The sequence below is a fragment of the Streptomyces globisporus C-1027 genome (genome assembly GCF_000261345.2).
Taxonomy (GTDB): Bacteria; Actinomycetota; Actinomycetes; order Streptomycetales; family Streptomycetaceae; genus Streptomyces; species Streptomyces pakalii.
This window is the reverse complement of record NZ_CP013738.1, coordinates 5,648,526-5,674,790: the sequence shown is the minus strand read 5'-3', so window position 1 is coordinate 5,674,790 and position 26,265 is coordinate 5,648,526. Positions and strand designations below refer to the sequence as shown.

20 protein-coding genes are annotated in these 26,265 nt (G+C 72.7%); 7 read left to right on the top strand and 13 right to left on the bottom strand.

Going from position 1 to position 26,265, the window contains the following annotated elements:
- Nucleotides 1-145: 145 nt before the first annotated feature.
- The gene (locus tag WQO_RS25110; protein WP_010060055.1) at nucleotides 146-1,651 is read left to right on the top strand and encodes a carboxylesterase/lipase family protein; all 1,506 of its coding nucleotides are present in this window, start codon (nucleotides 146-148) and stop codon (nucleotides 1,649-1,651) included.
- 6 nt (nucleotides 1,652-1,657) lie between these two features.
- Here WQO_RS25110 and WQO_RS25105 read toward each other — a convergent pair whose 3' ends face one another.
- From WQO_RS25105 to WQO_RS25075, 7 genes are all read right to left on the bottom strand, one after another.
- On the bottom strand, nucleotides 1,658-2,716 hold the full coding sequence (locus tag WQO_RS25105; RefSeq protein ID WP_010060056.1) for a CopD family protein: 1,059 nt from the start codon (nucleotides 2,714-2,716) through the stop codon (nucleotides 1,658-1,660).
- Nucleotides 2,717-2,857: 141 nt separating this feature from the next.
- Nucleotides 2,858-3,073 (bottom strand): EF-hand domain-containing protein, encoded by a 216-nt coding sequence (locus WQO_RS25100; RefSeq protein ID WP_010060057.1) that lies wholly within the window; start codon nucleotides 3,071-3,073, stop codon nucleotides 2,858-2,860.
- A 39-nt stretch (nucleotides 3,074-3,112) separates the two neighbouring features.
- A complete protein-coding gene (locus WQO_RS25095; RefSeq protein WP_029182234.1) occupies nucleotides 3,113-3,946 on the bottom strand; it encodes a polysaccharide deacetylase family protein in 834 nt (277 codons plus the stop codon).
- A gap of 406 nt (nucleotides 3,947-4,352) precedes the next feature.
- Nucleotides 4,353-4,868 (bottom strand): ATP-binding protein, encoded by a 516-nt coding sequence (locus tag WQO_RS25090; RefSeq protein ID WP_010060059.1) that lies wholly within the window; start codon nucleotides 4,866-4,868, stop codon nucleotides 4,353-4,355.
- 297 nt (nucleotides 4,869-5,165) lie between these two features.
- Complete coding sequence (locus tag WQO_RS25085; protein WP_010060061.1) at nucleotides 5,166-5,933, bottom strand: enoyl-CoA hydratase/isomerase family protein; 768 nt, start codon at nucleotides 5,931-5,933, stop codon at nucleotides 5,166-5,168.
- A 91-nt stretch (nucleotides 5,934-6,024) separates the two neighbouring features.
- On the bottom strand, nucleotides 6,025-7,272 hold the full coding sequence (locus WQO_RS25080; RefSeq protein WP_010060063.1) for a L,D-transpeptidase: 1,248 nt from the start codon (nucleotides 7,270-7,272) through the stop codon (nucleotides 6,025-6,027).
- A gap of 241 nt (nucleotides 7,273-7,513) precedes the next feature.
- Nucleotides 7,514-8,755 (bottom strand): L,D-transpeptidase, encoded by a 1,242-nt coding sequence (locus WQO_RS25075; RefSeq protein ID WP_010060065.1) that lies wholly within the window; start codon nucleotides 8,753-8,755, stop codon nucleotides 7,514-7,516.
- A 152-nt stretch (nucleotides 8,756-8,907) separates the two neighbouring features.
- Between WQO_RS25075 and glgX the strand changes: the two genes are divergently transcribed.
- Nucleotides 8,908-11,199 (top strand): glycogen debranching protein GlgX, encoded by a 2,292-nt coding sequence (gene glgX / locus WQO_RS25070; RefSeq protein ID WP_058954092.1) that lies wholly within the window; start codon nucleotides 8,908-8,910, stop codon nucleotides 11,197-11,199.
- 19 nt (nucleotides 11,200-11,218) lie between these two features.
- On the opposite strand, the gene WQO_RS25065 is transcribed toward glgX, so the two are convergent.
- From WQO_RS25065 to WQO_RS25050, 4 genes are all read right to left on the bottom strand, one after another.
- Entirely contained in the window at nucleotides 11,219-11,872 is a 654-nt protein-coding gene (locus WQO_RS25065; protein WP_010060069.1) for a response regulator, read from the bottom strand.
- Nucleotides 11,873-11,963: 91 nt separating this feature from the next.
- Entirely contained in the window at nucleotides 11,964-13,253 is a 1,290-nt protein-coding gene (locus WQO_RS25060) for a sensor histidine kinase (protein WP_010060070.1), read from the bottom strand.
- Between the two features lie 14 nt (nucleotides 13,254-13,267).
- A complete protein-coding gene (locus WQO_RS25055; RefSeq protein ID WP_010060071.1) occupies nucleotides 13,268-14,068 on the bottom strand; it encodes an ABC transporter permease in 801 nt (266 codons plus the stop codon).
- A gap of 1 nt (nucleotide 14,069) precedes the next feature.
- Entirely contained in the window at nucleotides 14,070-14,987 is a 918-nt protein-coding gene (locus WQO_RS25050) for an ABC transporter ATP-binding protein (protein ID WP_010060072.1), read from the bottom strand.
- 177 nt (nucleotides 14,988-15,164) lie between these two features.
- On the opposite strand from WQO_RS25050, the gene WQO_RS25045 reads away from it, so the two are divergent.
- Both WQO_RS25045 and WQO_RS25040 read left to right on the top strand, forming a co-directional pair.
- Nucleotides 15,165-17,015: an ABC transporter ATP-binding protein gene (locus WQO_RS25045; RefSeq protein WP_237274163.1), complete on the top strand. Its 1,851-nt coding sequence runs from the start codon at nucleotides 15,165-15,167 to the stop codon at nucleotides 17,013-17,015.
- Complete coding sequence (locus WQO_RS25040) at nucleotides 17,012-18,895, top strand: ABC transporter ATP-binding protein (RefSeq protein ID WP_010060074.1); 1,884 nt, start codon at nucleotides 17,012-17,014, stop codon at nucleotides 18,893-18,895. Before WQO_RS25045 ends, WQO_RS25040 begins: the two co-directional genes overlap by 4 nt.
- Before the next feature lie 154 nt (nucleotides 18,896-19,049).
- Here the strand turns inward: WQO_RS25040 and WQO_RS25035 are convergent, their stop codons facing one another.
- Complete coding sequence (locus tag WQO_RS25035; RefSeq protein ID WP_010060075.1) at nucleotides 19,050-19,763, bottom strand: nucleotidyltransferase domain-containing protein; 714 nt, start codon at nucleotides 19,761-19,763, stop codon at nucleotides 19,050-19,052.
- 76 nt (nucleotides 19,764-19,839) lie between these two features.
- Between WQO_RS25035 and WQO_RS25030 the strand changes: the two genes are divergently transcribed.
- Entirely contained in the window at nucleotides 19,840-21,762 is a 1,923-nt protein-coding gene (locus tag WQO_RS25030) for an SMI1/KNR4 family protein (protein ID WP_010060077.1), read from the top strand.
- A gap of 82 nt (nucleotides 21,763-21,844) precedes the next feature.
- On the opposite strand, the gene WQO_RS25025 is transcribed toward WQO_RS25030, so the two are convergent.
- Nucleotides 21,845-22,903, bottom strand: a complete 1,059-nt coding sequence (locus tag WQO_RS25025) for an FAD-dependent oxidoreductase (protein ID WP_010060079.1) — start codon at nucleotides 22,901-22,903, stop codon at nucleotides 21,845-21,847.
- Between the two features lie 120 nt (nucleotides 22,904-23,023).
- Between WQO_RS25025 and WQO_RS25020 the strand changes: the two genes are divergently transcribed.
- Together WQO_RS25020 and WQO_RS25015 are read left to right on the top strand one after the other, a co-directional pair.
- Nucleotides 23,024-23,614 (top strand): TetR/AcrR family transcriptional regulator, encoded by a 591-nt coding sequence (locus WQO_RS25020; protein ID WP_010060080.1) that lies wholly within the window; start codon nucleotides 23,024-23,026, stop codon nucleotides 23,612-23,614.
- A gap of 529 nt (nucleotides 23,615-24,143) precedes the next feature.
- Nucleotides 24,144-26,189, top strand: a complete 2,046-nt coding sequence (locus tag WQO_RS25015; protein WP_010060081.1) for a M4 family metallopeptidase — start codon at nucleotides 24,144-24,146, stop codon at nucleotides 26,187-26,189.
- Nucleotides 26,190-26,265 lie beyond the last annotated feature (76 nt).

Sequence of the window (26,265 nt, the reverse complement as noted above, 5' to 3'; positions counted from 1 at the left end):
GGGCCCGGGTACGGGACGGCCTGGCCGCCCACCGGCCGGTCAGCCGCCTGGGGGGTGTCGCGGGCCACCGCCTCGGGGCAGGCATACGTCCGTGCCCTGGCCTTCGGCACGAAGGGGCGCCCGGCGAGAGGGATCGGCAGGCATCATGACCGACATCGCGGCAGGGGCTCCCCACGACAGCGTGGCGGGCGCCCCGCAGGTGACCACCGTGCACGGCACCGTGCGCGGTGCGGTGGAACGGGGCGTCGCCGTCTTCCGCGGCATCCCGTACGCGGCCGCACCGGTGGGCGCGCGGAGGTTCCGCGCGCCGGAACCGCCCGAGCCGTGGACCGGGGTGCGGGAGGCCGTGGCGTACGGGCCGACCGCCCCGAAGCGGCCCTACGCCCCGCCGCTGGACCGGCTGCTGCCGGACCCGGCGGTGCCGGGCGACGGGTGGCTGAACCTCAATGTGTGGACGCCCTCGACGCGGCCGGACCGGGCCGCCGGGCTGCCCGTCCTCGTGTGGATCCACGGCGGCTCGCTGGTGCACGGCTCCTCGGCGGTGCCGGTGTACGACGGGTCCGCGTTCGCCCGGGACGGGGTGGTCCTCGTCTCCGTCAACTACCGCCTGGGCGTGGAGGGCTTCAGCGTCCTCCCGGACGCGCCCGCCAACCGGGGCCTGCTGGACCAGCTGGCCGCCCTGGAGTGGGTGCGCGACAACATCGCGGCGTTCGGCGGCGACCCGGACCGGGTGACGGTGGCCGGGGAGTCGGCGGGCGCCATCTCCATCGCCGGGCTGCTGGCGGCGCCCCGGTCGGCGGGGCTCTTCCGGCGGGCGGTGCTCCAGAGCGGGGCGCCCGCCGCGCTGCCCCCGGACGCGGCGCGCGGGACGACCGAGCTGATCGCGAAGCGGCTCGGGGTGCCCGCGACGGCCGCCGCGCTGGCCGCCGTGGACCCCGAGGCGCTGCTGACCGCGCAGACCGAGGTCACCAGCGGCGGCAACCCGCTGACCGGCCGCCACTCCTTCCAGCTGATCGTCGACGGCGATCTGCTGCCCCACGACCCGGTGGAAGCACTGCGGGCCGGCGCGTCCGCCGGGGTCGACCTGCTGCTGGGGACGAACGCCGAGGAGTACCGGCTCTGGTTCGTGCCCGGCGGCCTCACCGAGAAGATCAGCCGGCTGAAGCTCCGGCTGGCCCTGCTGAAGTTCCGGGTGCCGAACGCCACCGCCCGCACCTACCGCGCCAACCGCCCGGACGCCACGCCGGGTGAGATCCTCGGCGCGCTCGCGACGGACCTGCTGCTGCGGGTCCCGCTCAACCGGCTGGCCGACGCCCGGACGGAGGCGCCCGGTGCCACGTACGTGTACGAGTTCGGCTGGCCCACCCCCGTACAGCGGCTCGGCGCCTGCCACGCCCTGGAGCTGGGCTTCGTCTTCGACACGCTCGCCCACCCCGACACCCAGGCCCTGACCGGGCCGGACGCCCCGCAGGAGCTGGCGGACACGATGCACCGGGCCTGGGTGGACTTCGCGACGGGCGGGGACCCGGGGTGGCCGGCCTGGGACGCGCGAAGGCCGGTGACCGTCTTCGGCCCGGGTGCTCCGGCTCTGGTCCTGGCACCGCGCGACGACGAGCTGCGGACCTGGGAGCCGTACCGGAGCGCCTCGTGACGCCGCTCAGGGCCTGAGCGAGATCCAGTGCGGATCAGGAACCACGGTGAGGACCGCCGAGACCACCACGACCAGACCCAGCACGACCTGCTCGCGGCGGGCCAGCCGGTGCGCGACCGACGGGTCGGTGTCCCGGAACATCCGCCGCCGCGCCGCCAGGGCCAGCACGCTGACGACGGCCATCAGCGCCAGCTTGAGCAGCAGGGTGCGCCCGTAGGCGGAGGTGAACACCACGTCCAGCGGCAGCCGGCGCAGGGCCGAGGCGGTCCCGGTGGCGGCGAGGGCGACGTACAGCCAGATCGCCAGGCGCGCGTACCGGCCGAGCAGCGCGCGGGCCGCGACGGGTGAGCCGCGCCAGAGCCACATGGTGCGCAGGACGTACAGCAGTCCGCCGGTCCACAGCGAGGCGGCCGTCAGATGGACGACGGTGAGGGCGGCGCCGAACTCCGGGCTGTACGCCTCCGGGTGGGCGCGCAGGGCCTCCGCGCCGATGACGACAGCGAGCGGGGCGAGCGCGAGGGCGGGGCGTCTGCTCGCGGCACAGAGGGCGGCGACGACCAGGCCGTTGGCGATGAGGAGGAGCAGACCGCCCTCGCGGGTGCCGTAGGTCTCGGTGATCCCGAGGTCGCTGACGGCGGCGAGCCGGACGATCTGCCCGGCAGCGGCGGCGGCCCCGGCGAGCGAGGCGAGCACCGCCCAGCTCCGTACGGCGGTCCGGGGCCGGCCCCGGACGGGCCGGATGAGCTGCGGGGCGAGGAGTTCGCCCAGATGGAGGGCGAGTGAGGCGAACAGGACGGTGCGGAGCACGGTGGTGAGCCCCGCGCCGGGTATCCGGAGTTCGCCGGTGCCGCGGGCCATGAGGCCGGGCCCGAACAGCGCGACGAGGAGGGCGAGGAGGCCCGCCGCGCCGAGCAGGAGAGGGGCCGTCCACGAGCGGCGGGCCGGCGTCGTCCCGGACGCTCCCCCGGATATCTCGCCCGTCTCGCCGACGAGCGGCACGGCGCTCGGCACGCTGCCGGCCGGCAGCGTCGGCGTGGCCGGGTCGGCCGGGGGTCCGGAGAACATCACGGCTCGATCCTCGTCGGTGGACAAAGCCACAGCAAGCCGCGCACGGCGGGCAGGAGGGGTCCCTCCGGGCGTACGCCGCGGCGGCCGGCCCCCGACGGCGCGGGACCGACCGCCGCAACGGATGAAGCTCTACCCGGCTCAGGCCTTGTTCTGCGCGGCCCAGAACTCGTCGAAGGTGAGCAGGCCGTCGCCGTTGCCGTCGTGGGCGTTGATGATCGCCTGCGCCACCGTCTCGGTGACGAAGGGGTCGCCCAGCTGGGCCATCGCGCTCTTGTACTCGTTGGCCGTGATGAGGCCGTCGCCGTTGGCGTCGAACTTCTCGAATACCGCGCGCGCCGACTGGATGTCCGCCACTGTTCCGCCCCTTCGTGATGCCGAATGTCAGGGGTCAGATTATCGGGCCGTCCGGGTGACGTCGGCGGCCGGTCGGCCCAGCAGCTCCGTGGCCGTCACCGCGTGCAGCCCGCGACGGCCGATCTCGGCGAGGAGCAGCGGCAGCGCCTCGACGGTGACCGGGCGGCCGAGACTCAGCTCCACCACCGATCCGTTGCGCAGCTCCCCGGCGACCTTCCGGGTGACGGTGGCGACGCGGGTGGCCGCGTGGTCGCGCGACTCCACGTCGCAGCCGAGGACATGGGGGTAGCCGGCCTGCCGGGCGAGGCGCTGGACGAGCGGGGAGGCGTACGCGGTGGGCGAGGGCCGGAACCAGGCGCCGATGGACCCGGTGAGCCGGCGCAGCCGCCGGGCGCAGGCGGCGATCTCCTCGTACGCGGCGCGCTCGTCCAGGGTGGCGAGGTCGACGTGGTGCTCGGTGTGGTTGCCGATCTCGTGGCCCCCGTCGAGGATCCGGCGGGCCAGTGCGGGGTGCTCGGCGAGCCAGGTGCCGACCGCGAGGACCGTGACGCGCGCCCCGGCCCGTTCGCACCGGGCGAGTGCGGTGCGGGCGAGGTCCGGATCGCCGCGCCCGTCGAAGGTGAGGGCGACGCGGGGCCGGTCGCGGGGGCCGTGGGCGATCCGGAAGGGCAGCCCGGGGAAGCGGCGCGGGGCGGCGGCCGGGACGGTGGCCGGGACGGTGGCCGGGGCGGCCGAGCCGGGGGCGCTGGGCCCGGGGGCGGCCGGGGCCCCGGGGGCCGGGGCGGCACAGCCTGCGGCAAGAGCGGCGGCCAGCGCCCCGGCCCCCGCGCCCAGCACGTCACGGCGGCCCATCGGAGCCCTGCGTCCGTCCATGCCCGACCACCTCACGTTCCACGGATACGACCGATTCCCGGGACACAGTAGGGGCGGAACGACCGAAAGAGGACGATTGAGCAGTTCAGCAGATGATCAATGAATCATTCAAGCGCCGCCATAAAGATGCATGGAAAACCAGGCGAGTGACCGAGCACACCTACGATTCAACCAAGCCCTGCCCGTTTGATCCCTAAATATCAAGACAAGTCGCTTTGGCACCGGGGTCGCCCATCTGCCATAGTCGGAGCCACGACCCCCATTGACCCGGGCCAGGTCGTCCTGAGCGGCCGTGGACACACCCCCCATGCCACGGCCTCCGTCAGAAGCCCCCGCAGCGCCGCACCACGGCCGACCGGGGGTTTCTGCGTTCCGGCGGCAGGGTCGGCCCCGGGGTTGCCCCGTATCAGCGGTCGGAGATCCGCATCTCGAACCAGGTGGTCTTGCCGCGCGGCAGCAGGTCCACGCCCCAGCGGTCGGAGAGCTTGTCGACGAGGAAGAGCCCGCGGCCACTGACGTCCATCTCGCGCACCGGCATCAGACACGGCAGCCCGCGCGAGGGGTCACGCACCTCGACACGGATCCACCCCCGGCGGCGCACCATGCGTAACCCGAAGACCCGGGCCCCGGTGTGGCGCACCGCGTTGCCGACGAGCTCGGAGACCAGGAGCACCGCGTACTCCGCGGTCTGCGGTGAGAGGGCCCACTGGCGGAGCACGACGCAGGAGGTGAGCCGACGGGCCGTCGCCGCCGACTCCGGGCGGGACGGCAGCCGGACTTCCGCCTCGGTCGGATTTCCGAACAACTCCAGCGCCTTGAACGCCTGTTCGTCATCCATGATCGACGAACTGCGTGCCGCCGTCGCGCTGCTGCGCGGTCGCGGCTGATCCACACCCTCCAGGCCCGCCATGCCCACCATCATGGCCGCACGTATCGCCTTCCGGGGCCGTTCCTTCGGAATCCGCACCCCGGACCGAGGGGGTTCACGGAAGGCTTTTGGCATATGCCTGTGACAATCCAACCCCACAAACGACCCGTCTGAGCTGCGACGACGCCCCGCCCGACACACGCGACCCGGACGACGACGGCACCGGGCCTTAAGGTTGCCTTAAGGCCCGGATAATCCGCCCTGATTGGTGAACCCCGCATACGAGGCCCACCCGACCCGACTATCGGCGGCCCCGATCTGACTACGGATCACCGGTCATCTGACTACGGATCAGAGGAACGTGGCCTTCCCCGGCCCCTCCTCCACGAAGCTGCGCATCCCCCGCTCGCGGTCCTCCGTGGCGAACAGGCCGGAGAACCAGTTGCGCTCGATGGTGAGTCCGGTGTCGATGTCCGTCTCCAGGCCGGCGTCGATCGACTCCTTGGCCGCGCGCAGGGCCAGTGCGGGGCCCTTGGCCAGCTGGGCGGCCCAGGCGTGGGCCTGGTCGTAGACCTCGGCGGCCGGAACCACCCGGTCGACCAGGCCCAGGGTCAGGGCCTCCTCCGCCCTGACCATGCGGCCGGTGAAGATCAGGTCCTTGGCGCGGGAGGGGCCGATCAGGCGGGCGAGGCGCTGGGTGCCGCCCGCGCCGGGGATCAGGCCGAGGAGGATCTCCGGCTGGCCGAGCTTGGCGTTGTCGGCGGCGATCCGGAAGTCGGCGCAGAGCGCCAGCTCGCAGCCGCCGCCGAGCGCGTAGCCGGTGACGGCCGCGACGACCGGCTTCGGGATGCGGGCGACAGCGGTGAAGGCGTCCTGGAGGCCCTTGGAGCGGAGGACCATCGCGGTGTGGTCCATCGCCTGCATCTCCTTGATGTCCGCGCCCGCCGCGAACACCTTCTCGCCGCCGTAGAGGATCACGGCGCGCACGTCCTCGCGCCGGGTCGCCTCCTCGGCCAGCTCCCGCAGCCGGTCCTGGATCGCGACGTCCAGGGCGTTCATGGGCGGCCGGTCGAGCTGGATGGTGCCGACGCCGTCGCGTACTTCGAAGGTCACAGTCATGGCTAGAGGTTAACCACCGCTAACGACGCTGGGCCCGGTGCCGTTGGTCACAGCACCGGGCCCGCCGGGTCGGTCGGAGAGAGGAAGAGCGTTACTTCTTCCACTCCTCCCAGTCCATGTTCCAGCCGTTGAGGCCGTTGTCCGGCTGGATCTGCTTGTCCTTGGAGTTCTTCACGATGACGACGTCGCCGATCATCGACTTGTTGTAGAACCACGCCGCCGGCGTCTGGTTGTCGTAGCCGCCGCGCACGTCGCGCAGACCGACACAGCCGTGGCTGGTGTTGGTGTTGCCGAAGATCGAGGACGCGCCCCAGTAGTTGCCGTGCAGGAAGGTGCCCGAGCTGGACAGCCGCATGGCGTGCGGGACGTCCTTGATGTCGTACTCGCCGCCGAAGCCGACGGTGTCGCCGTTCATCCGGGTCACCTTGAGCTTCTCGCTGATGACCATCTGGCCGTTGTACGTGGTCGTCGCCGGGGCGCCCGCGGAGATCGGGATGTCCTTGATCTGCTTGCCGTCGCGGACCACCTTCATCCGCTTGCTGCTCGCGTCGACGGTGGAGACCTGGCTGCGGCCGATGGTGAACTTCACCGTCTTGGCCTGCTTGCCGTAGACGCCCGGCCGGCCCTCGACGCCGTCGAGGTTGAGCTCGACGGTCACCTTGGTGCCCGGCTTCCAGTACTTCTCCGGGCGGAAGTCGAGGCGGTCGTTGCCGAACCAGTGGCCCTCGATCTCGACGGCCGGTTCGGCCGTCACCTTGATGCCCTTCTCCACGGCGTCCGGGTCGGTGATGCCACGGGTGAAGTTGATGGAGACCGGCATGCCGACGCCGACGGTGGAGCCGTCCTCCGGCGTGTAGTGCCCGATGAAGGTGTTCGCCGGGACGAGCGTGGTGAAGGTGGTGTCCTTCGCCGACTCACGGCCCTCGGAGTCCTTGGCGACCGCGTGCACCGTGTACTTGGTGGAGGCGGCGAGGTGGCGCTCGGGCGTCCAGCTCGCGCCGTCGGCGGAGATCTCGCCCTCGACCTCGTTGCCCTTGGGGTCGGCGACCTTCACCGTGGTCAGCTTGCCCTGCTCGGCGCCGATCTTCAGGGCGCCGCTGGTCGCCACGGAATCCGCCCCGTCCTTGGGGGCGATGGTCACGACCGCCTGCGAGGCCGTCGTGTCCTCCTTCTTCGTGCCGCCCGCCGGCCCCTTCTTGTCCCCCGCGTCGGCGCCGCCGCCTCCGCACGCCGTCACCAGCACCAGCAGTGCCCCCAGAACCAGGGTCAGAAGCCCCGGTCCGCCGCGCCGCTTCCCGCTCGCCCCGGCCGATGCCCCCGATATCGGCTGCCCGTTCACTGTGGTCGTCTCCCCTCGCACGGCCCGGCTCCCGCCAAGGCCCGCACCCCCGCGCGCTACACCTGCACGCCCGCCGCAAGATAATCACATCGCGGGCGCGGTGAACTCCCTCCGGAATGTCACCGTTCCGTCCCAACTGGTCCGGCGGGATCACGGGGAGCTGTGCAGGTGGCGCGGGGTGCCGGGGGTGGAGCGGCCGGGGCGGGGCCCTGGGCGGAACAAGCGGCCGGGGCCCCGGGATTCAGCGCAGGGCCGAGCCCGCTGTCCACTTCTTCCAGGTCATGTTCCAGCCGCTGAGCCCGTTGTCCGGGGCGACCTTCTTGTCCTTGGAGTTGACGACCTCGACCACGTCTCCGATGAGCGTCCGGTCGAAGAACCAGCCGCCGGGGGTGGAGCCGCCGCCGCCCTTGGCGTCGCGCAGTCCGATGCAGCCGTGGCTGACGTTCTCCTCGCCGAAGACGGATTCGTCGGCCCAGTAGTTGCCGTGCAGGAAGGTGCCCGAGGCGGTGAGCCGGATCGCGTGCGGTACGTCCTTGATGTCGTACTCGCCCTTGCCCTTCTCGTCCGTGAAGCCGACGGTCGCCCCGTTCATCCGGGTCACCTCGTGCATCTCGGTGACCACCATCTTCCCGTTGTACGTGGTGGTCTTCGGGGCGCCCGCGGTGATCGGGACCGTGCTGACGAGCTCGCCGTCCCGGCGTACCTCCATGGTCTTGGCCTCCGCGTCGACCCGGGAGATCTGGTGGCGGCCGACGGTGAAGACGACGGTCTTGTCCTGGCTGCCGTAGACGCCCGGGGCGCCCTCGACGTCCCGCAGTCCGATGTCGACGGTGACCTCGGTGCCGGGCTTCCAGTACGTCTTCGGGCGGAAGTCGAGCCGGTCCTTGCCGAACCAGTGGCCGGCGACCTCCACCACCGGATCGGACGTCACCCGGATGGCCTTCTCCACCGCGGCCCGGTCGGCGACCGGGCGGTTGAAGGCGAAGGAGACGATCATGCCGGTGCCCACGGTGGACCGGTTCTCCGGTTTGAAGTAGCCGATGAAGCGGTGCTCGGGCACGAGTGTGGTGAACGTGGCGTGCCGGGCGGAGCGGCGGCCCTGTGCGTCCACGGCGACCGCGTCGATGCTGTACTTCGCGGCGAGGGCGAGCCGGGCCACCCTGGGCTCCGGGGCCCAGGAGCGTCCGTCCTCGGCGATGCGCCCCGCGACCGTCTGCTGCTGCGCGTCCTCGATCCGCATGACCTTCACGCTCTCCAGCCGCCCGTCGGGGACCTTCACCGCGATCCGGGTCTCCTCGTCGACGTCCTTGGCCCCGTTCTCGGGGAAGACGCCGATCACGTCGCCGGGGGACCGTGCCTTGCCGTTGAGCAGGGCCTCCCGGGTGTCGGTGCAGCCGGTCAGCAGGGCCAGCACGGTCAGCAGTCCTGCCCAGGTCAGCACGGCGGCCGACGAGGTGCGTGCGCTCTTCGCTGTGTGGTTCACGCTCCCCCAACGACCAGGGCCGGTCGGGGGAAACGTGAGTGCGGGCCGCCCGGTGGGCAGAACAGAGGGGAGGACTACCCCGAAGGGCCGCGGCCGGGACGCCGCGCGCCCCCTCGAAGGTGCCCGTCCCACGAGCCGCGGGAGGCTACACGGTGTCGAGCGCAGCCGAGCAGGAGGCAGTACAGGATCCCGAGCGGGAGGCGGTGCAGGATCCGGGGACGGTGGCCGCCGTCCGGGCGGAGATCGTGGAGGTGCAGCGCACGGAGTACGCCGAAGCCGTACGGGCCGCGGCCCCGGCCCCCGCCGTGTGGCCGGGGGCCCCGATGCCGCTGGGGGCCCGGTTCCGGGTCGGTCCGGACGGGGTGGCGGGGACGAACTTCGCGCTGTGGGCGGGCGGGGCCGAGGCGGTCGAGGTGTGTCTGTTCGACGAGCGGGGCGTCGAGACGCGCTGCCCGCTGACCGAGCTGACCCATGAGATCTGGCACGGCTTCGTCCCCGGCGTACGGCCCGGTCAGCGTTACGGCTACCGGGTGCACGGCCGCTGGGACCCGTGGACGGGGGCCCGCTGGAACGCGGCGAAGCTGCTGCTCGACCCGTACGCCCGTGCCGTCGACGGGACCTTCGGCCTGCCGCCCGAGGTGTACGGGCACGTCCGGGACTGGCCGGACCAGCATGTCGCCGACACCGTGCGCGACGACCGGGACTCGGCCCCGTACGTTCCCAAGGGTGTGGTCGTCCACGATGACGACGACTGGGTGGAGGACCGGCGGCCCAAGACCCCGTGGGCCGACTCCGTCATCTACGAGCTGCACGTGCGCGGCTTCACCAAGCGGCACCCGGACATCCCGCCCGAGCTGCGCGGCACGTACGCCGGTCTCGCGCACCCGGCGGCGATCGAGCACCTCACCCGGCTCGGGGTGACCGCCGTCGAACTGCTGCCGGTGCACCAGTTCGCCCACGAGGACCATCTGCTGCGGCGCGGGCTGCACAACCACTGGGGCTACAACTCCATCGGCTACTTCGCCCCGCACGCCGACTACTCCGCGTCCGGCACGGCCGGCCAGCAGGTCGGCGAGTTCAAGCGGATGGTGCGCGCGCTGCACGACGCGGGGATCGAGGTGATCCTCGACGTCGTCTACAACCACACCGCCGAGGCGGGCGAGCTGGGGCCGATGCTGTCGCTGCGCGGCATCGACAACCGGGGCTACTACCGCCTGGAGGGCGATCCGCGCCGCTACGCCGACTACACCGGCTGCGGCAACACCCTGCACGTCGTGCAGCCGCAGGTGCTGCGGCTCATCACCGACTCGCTGCGCTACTGGGTCACCGAGATGGGCGTCGACGGCTTCCGCTTCGACCTGGCGGCGGCGCTGGCCCGCTCGATGCACGACGTCGACATGCTCTCCCCGTTCCTCGCGGTGATCGCCCAGGACCCGGTGCTGCGCCGGGTCAAGCTGATCGCCGAACCGTGGGACGTCGGCAACGGCGGCTACCAGGTGGGGGCGTTCCCGCCCCTGTGGACCGAGTGGAACGACCGCTACCGGGACGCCGTCCGGGACTTCTGGCGCGGCGCGCTCCCCGACGTGCGGGATCTCGGCTACCGGCTGACCGGCTCCAGCGACCTGTACGCCTGGGGCGGGCGCCGCCCGTACGCCTCGGTCAACTTCGTCACCGCGCACGACGGCTTCACCCTGCGCGACCTGGTCAGTTACGAGCAGAAGCACAACGAGGCGAACGGGGAGGGCAACCGGGACGGGACGAACGACAACCGGGCGTGGAACTGCGGGGTCGAGGGCGAGAGCGACGATCCGGAGATCAACGCGCTGCGCCGCCGTCAGCTCCGTAACCTCCTGACCACGCTGCTGCTGTCCACCGGGGTGCCGATGCTGGTGGCGGGCGACGAGATGGGCCGGACGCAGGGCGGCAACAACAACGCCTACTGCCAGGACAACGAGACCGGCTGGGTCGACTGGTCGCTGCTGGACCAGCCGCAGTGGCGGGAGCTGACCGCGCTGACGGCCCGGGTGCTGACGCTGCGCAGGACCCATCCGGTGCTGCGGCGCCGCGCGTTCTTCTCCGGCCGGGCGCAGGCCCCGGACGGGCTGCGGGATCTGGCGTGGTTCGCCCGGGACGGCCGGGAGATGACGGAGGGCGACTGGTACGCGCCCGCCGCGACGCTCGGGCTCTACCTCTCCGGGCGGGACATCCCGGGGCGGGACGCGCGGGGCGAGCCGGTGACCGACGACAGCTTCCTGGCCGTCCTGCACGCGGGCGCGCAGCCGACGTCCTTCGTCCTGCCGGGAGCGCCGTGGGGAGGCGCGTACGAACTGGTCCTGGACACCTCGCGGGAGGAGCAGGCCGAGGCTCCGGGAACGCTGCTGGACGGCGGTACGGAGATGACGGTGCCGGCCCGTTCGGTGCTGCTGCTGCGGGTGGTGGAGTAGCGGCGAGGGAAGGCGCGGCTCAGCCGAGGATGCCCCGGTCGTAGCCGACGGCGACGGCCGCGGCCCGGTCCTTGGCCCCCAGTTTGGCGAAGACATGGGTGAGGTGCGTCTTCACGGTCGCCTCGCTGATGAAGAGTTCGGCGGCGATCTCCCGGTTGGTCGTGCCCCGCGCCACCAGGACCAGCACCTCCCGCTCCCGGGCCGACAGGGCGGACTCGGCCGGGTCGGCGGCGGGGGTGCGGACCCGGGTCATCAGCCGGGAGGCGACCGCGGGCGACAGGACGCTGCGCCCGTCGGCGGCGGCTCGGACGGCGGCGAACAGCTCCTCGCGCGGGGCGTCCTTGAGGAGGTAGCCGGTCGCGCCCGCCTCGATCGCGGGGAGGGTGTCGGAGTCGGTGTCGTACGTGGTCAGCACGAGGACCTTCGAGCGGGCGCCGCGCCGGGTCAGCTCCGCGATGGCCGCCACTCCCCCGCCGCCGGGCATCCGCAGGTCCATCAGGACGACGTCGGGGTCGAGTTCACCGACGACGGCGAGCGCGTCCACGCCGTCGGCCGCCTCGCCGAGCACCTCGAAGCCGGGTTCGGCGGTGAACATGCCGCGCAGCCCGTCCCGGACGACCGGGTGGTCGTCGACGACGACGAGGGTGACGGTACGGGCGGGGGTCTCGGTCATGATCGCACCGTAGAGGGGCTCACGGGTGTCTGGCCAGGGCCTGCGGTGGGGCCGTTGACGGGTGCCCGGCCCGGTGGCGCCGCAGGGCTGTTCACAGGTGCCTGACCAGCGGAACCCTGGCCGACACCGCCGTGCCGCCGCCCGGTTCCGACTCCACCTCGACCGCGCCCGCGATGCGCTCCGCGCGGGCCCGCATGCCGCCGAGGCCGAAGCCGCCGGTGCGGCCGGCCGGGGCGGCGGCCGCCGGGTCGAAGCCGCGGCCGTCGTCCCTTACGTCCAGGGTCAGTTCGTCGTCCATGAACGACAGCGTCACCCCGACCCGGGATGCCCCGGCGTGCCGCCCGGCGTTGGCCAGCGCCTCGCCCGCGATGCGCAGGAGGGTGGCGGCGATCTCGTCGTGGACCGGTTCGACGGTGCCGGTGACGGTGAAGTCGGCCCGGACGCGGTGCTGTTCGGCCCATTCGGTGACCGTCTTCTTCAACGCCCCGGCCAGTTCGTCGTGTTCCAGGGCGACCGGGGCCAGGTTGTGCACGGAGCGGCGGGCCTCGCCGAGGCTGTGGCGGGCGAGCGCGGCGGCCCGGTCGAGGTGGACGCGGGCGGTCTCCGGGTCGCGGTCGGTGAGGGAGGTGACGACCTGGAGCTGGGCGATGATCCCGGTGAGGCCCTGGGCGAGGGTGTCGTGGATCTCGGCGGCGAGCCGGCGCCGTTCGTCGTCGACCCCGGCCTCGCGTGCCTGGACGAGGAGTTGGGCGTGCAGGGCCGCGTTCTCGGCCATGGCCTGCTCCAGCCGGAGGTTGGTGCGCTCCAGCTCGGCGATGGTCGCGCCCTGGATGCGGGCCTTCTCGTCCTCGCGCATCCCGACGTGCCAGAAGAAGAGGGCGAGGGTGGCGTTGACGGCGTAGAGCACGCAGAAGGCGACCCAGTTCATCAGGGAGGCGGGCGGCAGCCCTCCGCTCTGCGAACCGGCCAGGGTGACGGCGGTGGTGAGCAGCCCGGCGCGGATGAAGCGCTTGGGCAGCAGGGGTTCGACGTCGAAGTAGCTGAGCGCCGCGTAGATCGCGAAGAACGGGTTGAGCCAGGACAGCGCGAAGGCGAGGACGGTCCGCGCGGTGTAGTAGGCCACCCCGGCCGGGGCGCCCGGAACGGTACGCGGGCGGGCACTGCCCCACCAGATCTGGAGCCCGTATGCCGCCACCGCCAGGGCCCCGGCCGCGTACATCTCGGTGCGGGTCATGATGAGGTCGGCGGCGACACCCCCGACGAGGACGGACAGGGTGAGGACGGCGTAGGGGCCGTACCGGTGGAACTGCTCCCAGCGGTCCTCGATCGTGCGGGGCCCCGTCGCACCCGCCGGGTACGAGGAGCGGGGCGGCAACGTCATGCCGGAAGTCTCCGTCACTGCCACCGGAAGAGTCGAGTGGCCGCGGTGCCCAGGACAACGGTCCACAGGGCGAGGATCCCCAGGTGGATCCAGCCCGGCCAGCTCCCGGACGCGGCCTGCTCCAGCGCCTGGGAGGCGGCCCCGAACGGGGTGACCTCGACGATGCGCCGCAGGGCGTCGGGCATCGCCTGGACGGGCAGCCACACCCCGGCGCTGAACATCATCACGAGGTAGGCGCCCGTGCCGAACGCGGTGGCCGCCTTCGCCGTGCGGGACACGGCGCAGATCACGGAGCCCAGGGTCAGCGCGGCGGCGACGGCGAGCAGCAGCGCCAGCAGGTAGCCGGGGAGCTGTTCGGGCAGCGCGACCCCGTAGGCGATCCGGCCGACGGCGGTGACGAGGAGCGCGGAGGCGAGGCAGGCCGCGCCGTGCAGCAGGATCTGGGCCGAGAGCAGGGCGGAGGGCCGCACCGGAGTGACGGACATGCGGCGCAGGATGCCGCGTTCGCGGTAGGCGGTCAGGACCGGCGGCATTGCCTGGACCGCGGCCGTGATCATGGCGAGCAGGATCGAGATGGGGACGTACAGGTCGATGACGCGCCGTCCGCCGAGGTCGTCCTGCGCCTCCTTGAAGGCGGGGATGAAGCCGAGGATCACCAGGAGGACGGAGGGGAAGGCTAAGATCCAGAACAGGTTGCCCGGTTCGCGGAAAAAGAGCCGGGTCTCGGCGATCAGGACGGCGGACGCGGGGCCGCGTCGCCGGCTGACGCGGGGCATGGGGGCGGTGGCCGGTGCGGTGGTGGTCTCGGTCGGCATGTCAGGCGTCCTGTCCGGTGAGGTCGAGGAAGGCTTCGTCGAGGCTGGTCTCGGTGATGCGCAGCCGCCGGGCGGTGACGCCGAGTTCGGCGAGCAGGGCGACGAACGAAGTGAACGTCTCGTCGGTGCCGTGCAGCGTGAGCGCCCCCTCGCGGTCGGGCGGGGTCACGGACGCGACGCCGGGAAGCGCGGTGAGCCGGGTGAGGTCGGGGCCGGTGAGCGTCCGGGAGGGCACGAAGGAGATGACCGTGGAGCCGGTGGCCTGCCGGATCAGCCCGGCCGGGGTGTCCAGGGCGACGACCTTGCCCCGGTCGATGACGGCGATCCGGTCGCAGAGGCGCTGGGCCTCCTCCATGAAGTGGGTGACGAGCAGGACGGTCACCCCGCCGTCGCGGATCTCCTCGATGAGCTTCCAGGTGTCGCGGCGGGCGCGCGGGTCGAGTCCCGTGGTCAGCTCGTCGAGGACGACGACCTTCGGGTCGCCGATCAGGGCGAGGGCGATGAACAACCGCTGTTTCTGGCCACCGGAGAGCTTCGCGAAGCGGGTGGTGAGCCGGTCGGTCAGGCCGAGCCGGTCGGCGAGCGGCCGCCAGTCGACGGGGGCCGGGTAGAAGGCGGCGTAGAGCTCCAGCGCCTCCCGTACGGTCAGTTTGGCCTGGAGCTCGCTCTCCTGGAGCTGGGCGCCGAGCAGCCGGGTCACCCGGTCGTGGTCGGCGACGGGGTCGAGCCCGGCGACCCTGACCGCGCCCGCGTCGGGGATGCGCAGGCCCTCCACGCATTCGACGGTGGTGGTCTTGCCCGCCCCGTTGGGGCCGAGGATGCCGAAGATCTCGCCCTCGTCGACGGAGAAGGAGACGCCGTCGACCACGTCGCGGCCCGCGTAGGTCTTGCGCACCCCGGTGACTTCGATGATTGCCATGCCCTCAGGGTTCCGGCGGGCGGGCCGGGCCGGTATCCGCCGTCACGCTCGACGTCGTATCAGCCGATCGGTTGACGGCGGAGTACGACCGGCACGGCGGGCCGGGGGGCTGGAGGGCGGCGGGCGGCCGGAAATTGGGAGGCCCGATGTCAGTGGTGAAACGTAAAGTCGGCCCTGATGCCCAAAATGCCTGCAGAGCGCACGGACCGGTCCGCCGTGCGCTCCCTCCTGCGCCTGTGGCCCTATGTCCGACCCGTGCGGGTGCGCCTGTTCACGGCCGCCTTCGTGGCGATCCTGGCGTCCTGTCTGGGGCTGGTGATCCCGCTGGTCCTGAAGTGGATGGTGGACGGCCCGGTCGCCGACCGCGATCCGGGCGGGGTGTGGCTGGGAGCGCTGTATCTGCTGCTGCTCGGTATCGCGGAGGCGCTGCTGTTCGGGTTCCGGCGATGGCTGGTGGCGCGGCCGCTGGCCGGGGTCGAGGCGGCGATGCGGGCGGATCTCTTCCGCCATCTGCAACGGCTGCCGGTCGCGTTCCACGACCGCTGGGCCTCGGGTCAGCTGCTGTCGCGCGGTACGACGGACCTGATGCTGCTGCGGATGTTCCTGGCGTTCCCGCTGACCTTCCTGGTCGTCAACACGGCGACGATCCTCGTCGGGTTCGTCCTTCTGTTCGCCCAGGACTGGACGCTGGGGCTCGTGCTGCTGGCGCCCGCGGTGCCGCTGATCATCCTGTGCTCGCTGTTCGAGACGAAGTACTCGGTGGTCGCGCGCCGGGCCCAGGACCAGGTCGGCGACCTCACGACGGTCGTCGAGGAGAGCGTGCTGGGCATCCGCATCGTCAAGGGCTTCGGCCGGCACCGCAGCCAGGCGCGGGCGTTCAAGGCCATGGCGCACCGGCTGCGCGACACGGAGCTCGGCAAGGCCCGGCTGCTCGCCGGGATCTGGGCGCTGATCACGGCCATCCCGGAGCTGGCGATCGGCGCGGCGCTGGTGCTCGGCACGATCCAGGTGGCGGACGGGACGCTGTCGGCGGGCACGCTGGTGGCGTTCCTGTCCACGGCGCTCGCGCTGCGCTGGCCGGTGGAGTCGATCGGCTTCCTGCTGGCGGTGAGCCAGGAGTCGGCGACCGCCACCGACCGGTACTTCGAGGTGATGGACGTGGCGGAGGAGCGGGGTGCCGCCGCCGTACGCGAGGGCGCACCGGCCACCGCACCGGGAATGGTGTTCGAGGGCGTCGCGTTCCGCTACCCCGACGCGGACCCGGACTCCCCGCCCGTCCTGTCCGGCATCGATCTGCACATCCGGCCCGGCGAGACGCTGGCCCTCGTCGGCGGTACGGGGTCGGGCAAGACGACGCTGACGGCGCTGGTGCCCCGGCTGCACGAGGTGACCGGCGGGCGGATCACGCTGGACGGCGAGGACATCGCCACGATGGAGCGCTCGCGGCTGCGGGAGCTGGTGTCGGTGGCGTTCGAGGAGCCGACGCTGTTCTCCGCGACGGTCGGCGAGAACGTGACGATGGGCGCGGCGGACGCGGACGAGGCGCAGGTGCGCCGGGCGCTGTCGGTGGCCCAGGCGGACTTCGTGCACGAGCTGCCGCAGGGCCTGGACACGGAGGTCGGCGAGCAGGGCCTGAGCCTCTCCGGCGGCCAGCGCCAACGCCTGGCGCTGGCCCGCGCGGTGGTCGGCGAGCCGCGCTTCTTGGTGCTGGACGACCCGCTCTCCGCGCTGGACGTGCACACGGAGACGCTGGTGGAGGCCGCGCTGCGGCAGGTCCTGGCGCGGACGACGGCGGTGGTCGTGGCGCACCGCCCGTCGACCGTGATGCTGGCGGACCGGGTGGCGCTGCTGTCCGGGGGCCGGATCGCCGCGGTCGGCACGCATCAGGAGCTGCTGCGCGACAACGCGGAGTACGCCTGGCTGATGTCGGGCGCGGAGTCCGGTCCCGCACCCGGACGGAAGTCCCCCGCGGCGCCGACGAGCGCCCCCGCCGAGCAGGTTCCCGCCGAGGAGGGCAGTGCCCGATGACGACGACCACCGACGACGCCTCGCTTCCCGCGGCCGAGGACGACGGCCTGCGGAAGAAGAGTCCGGCCGCGCCCGGACGACGGCCCTCCGGCGACCCGTTCGACCAGGACGACCTGCCCGCACCGCCCGGGGCGACCCTGGCGCTGCTGTTCTCGCTGCTGGCCCCGATGCGCGGCCGGGTCGCGGTGGCGGCCCTGCTGCTGGTGGTGCAGCAGGTGGCGATGCAGGCGGGCCCGCTGCTCGTGGCGTACGCGATCGACAGCGGGGTTCCGGCGTTCCGGGACCACGACTACGGGCCGCTGGTCGCGGTCGCCATCGGCTACGCGCTCTGCTCGGTCGGCGCGGGCGTCCTCCAGTACGGCTTCATCCGGGCGGCCGCGCGGATCAACCAGGACGTGCTGCTGGAGCTGCGCGGCCGGATCTTCCGGCACGCGCAGGCGCTCAGCATCGACTTCCACGAGCGCTACACCTCGGGCCGGCTGATCTCGCGCTCGACGACGGACGTGGAGTCGCTGCGGGAGCTGCTGAGCGAAGGGCTCCAGGAACTGATCGGCGTGGTCCTCTCGTTCGTGTCGATCGCCCTGGTGCTGCTCTGGCTGGACCTGGGGATCGGCGCGATCGCCACGCTCTCCTTCGTACCGCTGTATCTGATGGTCCGGATGTACCGGCGGCGGGCGTCCGTGGCGTTCACGGCCCGGTCGACGGCGATCGCGGCGGTGATCGTGAAGTTCGCGGAGACGATGAACGGCATCCGCCCGGTCCAGGCGTTCCGCCGGGAGCGGAGCAACGACGCCGCCTTCACGGAGCTGAACACCCGCCACGAGCGGTCGAACGGCGACGCGATCCTGGAAATGGCCCGCTATGTCGTCGGCTCCCGGCTGATCGCCAACACGGCGGTGGCCGGGATGGTGCTGTGGGGCGCCTACCGGGTGGCCGAGGGGACGCTGGCGCTGGGGGTCCTTGCGGCGGCGGTGCTGTATCTGCGCCGGCTGTACGACCCGATCGACCGGCTGGGGATGTTCCTCAACTCCTACGAGTCGGCGGCGGCCTCCCTGACGAAGATCGCCGGCCTGCTGGCCCAGACGCCGAACGTCCCCGAGACCGGCCACCCCACCGAACTGCCGCCGCGCTCGGGTGATCTCCCGGGCCGGGAGGTCGTGTTCGACGGGGTGCGGTTCGCCTACCGTACGGGCGGCGAGGTGCTGCCCGCGTTCGACCTGCGCATCCCGGCGGGCCGGACCGTGGCGGTCGTCGGCTCCACGGGCGCGGGCAAGTCGACGCTGGCCAAGCTGCTGGCCCGCTTCTACGACCCGACCGACGGCCGGGTCCTGCTGGACGGCACGGACCTGCGCGACCTGTCCACCGCCGAACTGCGCCGGGGCGTGGTGATGGTGACCCAGGAGGCGTTCCTGTTCTCCGGGACGGTCGCGGAGAACATCGCGATCGGCCGCCCGGACGCCACCCGCGAGGAGATCGAGCACGCCGCGAAGGCGATCGGCGCGCACGACTTCATCGCCGCTCTGCCGGACGGCTACGACACCGACGTACGCAAGCGGGGCGGCCGGATCTCGGCGGGCCAGCGCCAGTTGGTGGCCTTCGCCCGCGCCCTGCTGGCGAACCCGTCGGTGCTGATCCTGGACGAGGCGACCAGCTCCCTGGACATCCCCGGCGAGCGCGCGGTCCAACGGGCCATGGACACGGTGCTGCACGGCCGCACGGCGGTGGTGATCGCCCACCGGCTCTCGACCGTGGAGATCGCGGACCGGGTGCTGGTGATGGAGCACGGCCGGATCGTGGAGGACGGCGCACCCGCGGAACTGATCGGCGGGACAGGGCGGTTCGCGGGGCTGCACCAAACGTGGAAGGAGAGTCTGAGCTGAGGGCGGGCGGGCGGGCCGTCGTGCGGACCTGCGGAACCGGGGTCGTACGCGGCGCGGACAGCGGCCCGCGCTCGGGCGTCCGGCGCGCGGGCGTCCGGCGCGCGGGCGTCCGGCGCGCGGGCGTCCGGCGCGCGGGCCCTCGCCCGCGAGGGGCTCAGTCGGTCCGACGCGGGCCGCTGCGGCGGTACCCCTCCCAGAGGGGACCGCCCGCCGCGTCGAGGACCTCCGTGACCAGGGCGGTGAGGCCCTCCGGAGCGCCGCGCAGCGCGGTCTGCGCCGCCGCGTCCAGGCGCCCCGCCAGGTCCGGCGCGACCGGTTCGAGGCGCCGGGCCAGCCACTTGCCGCCGCCGAGCCAGGTGCCGTGGGTCAGCAGGGCCAGTTCGCCGGTCCGCCGGACGAGTTCGGCCACGATGAACAGCCGCTCCCCCGCGTCCGTGACGGCGCCGAAGTCGTCGAGCAGGTCCGTCAGCGCGTACCGGGCGTCCTCCAACGCCGTGCCGGTGACCGGGGGCGGGCCCGCGGCCGCGAGGCGTTTCGCCGTCTCCGCCATCCGTGCCCCTGTCCCGTCGGCGTCGAGCAGCAGCGCCCCGTCGGCGCACATCCACAGCAGGGGCGATGTCCGCTGCGCGATCTCCGGGGTCACGAAGCTGTGCCAGGTGTCCTCGGTGTGCACGAACAGTTCCACCGGCCAGTCCCGGTACCGCAGGCTCTCGCGGTACGGAGCGGGCGGGCCGTCGAGCAGGACGACGACGTCCAGGTCGGACCGGGCGGTGCGGCGGCTCGTCAGGACACTGCCGCCGAGGAACGCGGCGCAAGCGTCCGGGTGACGTTCCAGGACAAGGGCACGGGCAACTTCGAGTACGTCCATGCCCCCTACTCTGCCGTGGCCCGCGTGGTCCGGGCGTCGCGGGGCGCTGTCAGTGGCGGGTGGCAGCATCGGTCGTATGACGGATGCGACGCCATTCACCTGGGGACCGTTCCTGCGCGACTGGAGCGGGGAGTGGTCGGATTCCCTCTCCGACGACGAGACGTACGCGCGGGAGGACGAGACCGCCCGGCGGGATCGCTGGCTGGGGTTTCCGGCGGCGGCCGAGGAGCGGATAGCGGCCCTGGAGGAGCGCCTCGGCCGGCGGATGCCCCCGTCGTACCGGGAGTTCCTCGCCGTCAGCGACGGGTGGCGGCACGCGGGCGGGTTCATCACCCTGCTGGCGGGGACCGCGGAGGCCCGCTGGCACAACGACGCGTCCGGGCTCGCGGCGATGTTCGCGGAGTACCTGGACGACGACCCCACCCCCGAGGAGCTGCGGAACGTGGCGGTCTGGCGCCGCGGGCTCCAGCTGGACGTCGAGTCCGACGCGATGAGCGTCGTGCTGGATCCCGAGGACGTGGACGAGAACGGCGAGTGGGCCGTGTACAGCTGGGCGAGCTGGCTGGCCGAACCCCCCGAGCGGTTCCCGGACTTCGCCACGTTCATGCGGGACAAGCACCGGGAGTTCCACCGTTTGCGGGCCCGTCCGGCGGACGGGGAGCCGGAGTTCGCCAACGCCACGACGCGACGGCTGGACGCCCAGGTGGAGGAGGCCCGGCTGTGGGCGCTGAGCGGCGACCGGGAGCGGGCCGAGCGTGCGCTGGACGAGGCGAAGGGGTACGGCAGGCCGAGGGCCGACGGGCTGAGCGACCAGATACGCCGCCTGCTCGGGCAGACGGACCTGTCCTACCAGGACCTGGCGATCGACCCCCGGTACGCCGTCGACCTGCTCCCGCCGTTGGTCGCCGACTACGCGAGGCACCGACACCGGGACGACTCCGGGCTGAAGTACAGCCTGAGGGGAGCAACCGACGACGTGATGGCGTCGGCGCACGCGCTGCTGGAGCAGGTGCGCTCGGGCACCTACCGGTACACGGCGGCCGGGCCGTTCGGGGAAGCGGTCGAACGGGCCCGCGAGTCGGCGCGGTGGGGCGACACCGACGGGGCGTGGCGGACGATGATGGACGCCCTGCCGCTGTGGCAGCCGCTGGGGCCCGACCACCTGGCGCCGCTGGGCTGGGTGGCCGATCCGCTGCTCGGCCCGCTGCTGACCTCGGAGCGGGGCCGCGCAATGCTGTCCACTCCCCGGGGCGGACGGCCGGGTGGGCCACGGGCCGATGACGCGGACCGTTCCGATCCGGAGGGCCTGTCCTGGCTCGCGGACCCGGCCGCCCCCGGCGACCACACGTCCTACCGGTTCGTCCTGGTCGAAGGGGTGGAGCCGTGGGATCTGCCCGGGCGCCTCGCGGACGGGGAGGGGGCCGCGCTGGACGAGCCGATGACCTCCTTCGAAGCCCGCAGCCGATGGCTCCGCGGGCGGCGGGAGTTCTCGTCCTTCGACGACCGGGCCCTCGTGGCGGTCGGCCGGGCGGGCGCTCGCTGGAGCTTCGCCTTCGACGGCGACCGTCCGTGTCTCGCACCGCGGCGGTTCGTCTCTCCGGCCGCCGCCGCCTGCGCGGACGCCCGCGCCGTGGTCGTGTGGGGCGGTCTGCGGGACGGGTACGGGGACCCGTTCTTCCACCTCTCCGTGGCGCGGGGCGGTGCGGAGCTGTACGCCTTCACGTACGCGGACGGAGAGGTGCGGCGGACCGGGCCGATCCCACCGGACCTGGACCCGGACCGGTTCTTCCCCTCCCAGGAGGGGCCCGCCGGGACGGAGGCGGCCATCAGCACGGAACGGGCGCTGCTGGAGGCCATAACCGGCGAGTTCGGAGTCCATCTGCCGCGCCACGCGATCACGTGGGGACGGCTGCACACGTTCACCACCCGCTCCTGGATCCGGCCGCCGCAGGACGGGGAGACCTTCACCGTGACCAGGTTCGAGTGGGGCCCGAACTGACGGCGGAGGGGCGCTCTTCCGACGCGTGTGCCGCACACCGGCCCAGCCGGACCGGATACGCGGGCGAGCGGATGCGCCGGCCTCACCCCGGCAGCAGCCGTACCGCCGCGTCCCGCAGCCGGATGCGTTCCGTGCTCATGAAGCGGTGCAGGGTCCGGGAGGCGAAGGCGGTCCGCTGGGCGCTGCGGCGGCGTTCGCGGTCGTAGGCGCGCAGGGCTCCGGCGACGCCCGCCGGGCCCGGGGGTGCCGCGGCGAGCGCGCGGGTCAGGGCGTCCGCGTCCAGGATCGCGGTGCAGGCGCCCTGGCCCAGGTTGGGCGTCATTGCGTGGGCCGCGTCGCCGACCAGGGCCACATGACCCGAGGCGTCGGCCGAGACGAAGGACGGCAGCGCCGGGTGCAGGTGGCGCATCTCGTAGCGGATCCAGGTCGCCGGGTCGGTGGCGGCCAGGATGCGCGGGATCGGGTCGTGCCAGCCGGCGAAGAGGTCGCGCAGCTCGTCGGCCGTGGTGGCCTCGGGGGCGGTGGCGTACCAGTTGGTGCGGCCCGGTTCGACCGGGGTCAGCCCGAAGAAGCGGCCGCTCCCCCAGGTCTCGCCGTGCACCGGGCTCTCGATGTCGGCGATGCCGATCCAGGCGACGGTGCCGACCTCGCGCGGGCCGCTGCGGTCGCCGAAGCGGGCCGTGCGGACGGCGCTGCGGATGCCGTCGGCGCCGATCACCAGGTCCTGCCCGGCGGCGAGGGCGTCCACGTCGGTGACCCGCTCGCCGAGCTTGATCGGTACGTCACCGAAGGCGTCCAGCCCGGCGAGCAGGGCGTCGAGCAGGTACGGGCGGGAGATGAGGAGTTCGGGGCGGCCCGCCTTGCGTTCGATGCGTTCCAGCGGGAGCCGGGCGATCGAGGCCCCGTCCGGGGTGCGGATGTGCGCGTCGCGGTAGGGCACGGCGTGCTCGCGCAGCGCGTCGCCGACGCCGAGCCGGTCGAGCGCGGACTGTGCGGTGGGGTGGATGCCGAAGGCCGCTCCGTACCGCTCCAGTTCCGTGCGGCGCTCCAGCACCGTGACGCTCCAGCCCGCGCGGCGGAGCCCGATCGCGGTCGCCAGTCCGCCGATGCCCGCGCCGACCACGGTCGCCGTCCCTGTCATGTCGCGCTCCCCGAGCTCGTAGGACCAGGCAGAAGAACCACCACATCCGTGGTACCACGGCCGAGGTAGCATCGGCAAGGACAGGTGGCGGAGACGGTGGGGACGAGGGAGCGGGCGCGGGTGAATCCGGACCGGCGGGACCGGCTGCGGGACGCGGCGATCGAGGTGCTGGCCCGGGACGGCGGGCGCGGGCTGACGCACCGGGCCGTGGACCGGGCCGCCGAGGTGCCGTCCGGCACCACCAAGAACTACTTCCCGACCCGGGACGCCCTCCTCCGCGCTGTGGCGGAACGCTGCCTGGAGCAGTACCTCGCGCTCACCGAACAGCTGGCCGCCGGTCCGGGCCCCGCGGACCGCGAGGGGCTGGTGGCCCTCTTCCGCTCGCTCCTGGAGAACGTCGCGGGGCCGGGCCGCTCCCGCCTCCTCGCGGTGCTGGAGCTCCAGGCCGAGGCGACCCGGCGGCCCTGGCTCTCCGGCATCCTCGACCCGATGGCGAGCGGCGACTTCGCGGTTTTCGGGCTGGCCCAGCGCGCCGCCGGACTGCCCGTGACCCCGCAACGGGCCGCCGTCGTCACCCTCGCGCTGCACGCGGCGGTCCCGCATCTCCTGACGGAGGGGCCCGGCACGCTCGCGGCGGCGGGACTCGACGACCCGGACCGCTTCGTGCGCGATCTCCTGAACACGGTCTACCCGCCGGAAGCGACTGCCTGAGGGCCCCCGACCCGCCGAACGCGACCACCTGAGCGCCCCGCCCCAGCCCGCAGGACGCGACGGCCTGAGGTCCACGCCCGGCCCGGCGGACGCGACCACCCGGGCGCACGCGACCCGCCCGGCAGCGACGGCCTGAAGCCCGCACCCCGATCCCGGCGGGATCCCCGCACCCTGACGGACCGGCACATTCCGGCGCGCGGATCTGGCCAGAACCCGATGCCGTCTCATCTGACGGTCATCACATCGCTTCCCGCCCGCGACGGCCCGGTGACCTTTGCGCGCGAAACCTGTGACCACCCTGTGAATACCGGGCTCCAGAACGCCCGGTAACACTGCGGCAATGATCGGCGAAACATCCGCTTAACGAACATGACCTTTCCGGCAACGGACGAAAACCGGCCAAGTTATTGACGCGCTCCTGACAGGCACGGTCGTCGGCTGACACTCTTCACCCCGTTCTGCGCACCGCCTGCACCGTCCGGACAGCCCGTCCAGGCCGCCCGGTACCCCCCTCGCAGAAGGAGTCCGCGTGAGATCCACGCCCAGCCGTCGCGCCACCGCGACCGGCGCTCTGATAGCCGCAGCAGCCCTCATCGCCGTCGCCGTTCCGTCCGGCGCCGCGACCGCCACCTCCGCCCCCGCCTCGGCCCCGCTCGGCGGCATCACCGCCGGCACGAAGGCCGACCCGGGCGCCCTGCCCGCCAAGCTCTCCCCCGCCCAGCGCGCGGAGCTGCTCAGCGAGGCGAACGCCACGAAGGCGGCCACCGCCAAGGATCTCGGTCTCGGGTCCACCGAGAAGCTCGTGGTCCGTGACGTGGTCCAGGACCGCGACGGCACCACGCACACCCGCTACGAGCGCACCCTCGACGGGCTCCCCGTCCTCGGCGGCGACCTCGTGGTCAAGGAGTCCGCGGCCGGGAAGACCGAGGGCGTCAGCAAGGCGTCGAAGGCGACCAGCGCACAGCTGAAGGCCGTCGGCCTGACCGCCGACGTGGCCCCGGCCGCCGCCGAGAAGCAGGCACTCGGCGCGGCCAAGGCCGAGGGCTCGAAGGCCAAGAAGGCGGAGAACGCCCCGCGCAAGGTGGTCTGGCTGGGCGGCGGCTCCCCGCAGCTCGCGTACGAGACCGTGGTCGGCGGACTCCAGCACGACGGCACCCCGAACGAGCTGCACGTGCTCACCGACGCCACCTCGGGCGAGAAGCTCTACGAGTGGCAGGCCGTCCACAACGGCACGGGCAACACGCAGTACAACGGCCAGGTCACCCTGGGCACCGCGCCCTCGTACACCCTGACCGACACCACGCGCGGCAACCACAAGACGTACAACCTCAACCGGGGCAGCTCCGGCACCGGCACCCTGTTCTCCGGCCCGGACGACATCTGGGGCGACGGCACTCCGCAGAACGCCGAGACGGCCGGAGCGGACGCCCACTACGGCGCCGCCGAGACGTGGGACTACTACAAGAACATCCACGGCCGCTCCGGCATCCGCGGTGACGGCGTCGGCGCGTACTCCCGCGTCCACTACGGCAACAACTACGTCAACGCGTTCTGGCAGGACAGCTGCTTCTGCATGACGTACGGCGACGGCAGCGGCAACGTCAAGCCGCTGACCTCCCTGGACGTGGCCGCCCACGAGATGACGCACGGCCTGACCTCGGTCACCGCCAAGCTCGTCTACAGCGGTGAGTCCGGCGGTCTCAACGAGGCCACCTCCGACATCTTCGCCGCCGGTGTGGAGTTCTACTCCAACACCACCCAGGACCCGGGCGACTACCTGGTCGGCGAGAAGATCGACATCAACGGCAACGGCACGCCGCTGCGCTACATGGACAAGCCCTCCAAGGACGGCTCGTCCAAGGACTACTGGTACTCGGGCATCGGCAACGTCGACGTCCACTACTCCTCGGGCCCGGCGAACCACTGGTTCTACCTGCTCTCCGAGGGCAGCGGCGCCAAGACCGTCAACGGCGTCAACTACGACTCGCCGACCTCCGACGGGCTCCCGGTGACCGGTATCGGCCGGGACAAGGCGCTGCAGATCTGGTTCAAGGCGCTCACCACCAAGTTCACCTCGACGACCAACTACGCCGCCGCCCGCACGGGCACGCTCGCGGTCGCCAGTGAGCTGTACGGGGCCACCAGCCCCGAGTACGCGGCCGTGGCCAACGCCTGGGCCGGCATCAACGTCGGCGCCCGCCCCGGCGGCGGCGACCCCGACCCGGGCGGCAAGGTCTTCGAGAACACCACCGCCGTGAACATCCCGGACGCCGGTGCGGCCGTCACCAGCTCGGTCACCGTCTCCGGTGTCACCGGCAACGCGCCGAGCGCCCTCAAGGTGGACGTCAACATCTCGCACACCTGGCGCGGTGACCTGGTCGTCGACCTGGTGGCCCCGGACGGCACGGCCTACCGGCTGAAGAACTCCTCCTCCGGCGACTCCGCGGACAACGTGGTGGCGACCTACACGGTCAACGCCTCGTCCGAGGTGGCCAACGGGGTCTGGAAGCTGAAGGTCCAGGACGTCGCCCGGCAGGACACCGGGAAGATCAACAGCTTCAAGCTCACCTTCTGATCCACCGGATGATCCACCGGATCCGACCGATCCACCCGCTGTGACCGAACGGCCCGGAAGAGGGACACCTCTTCCG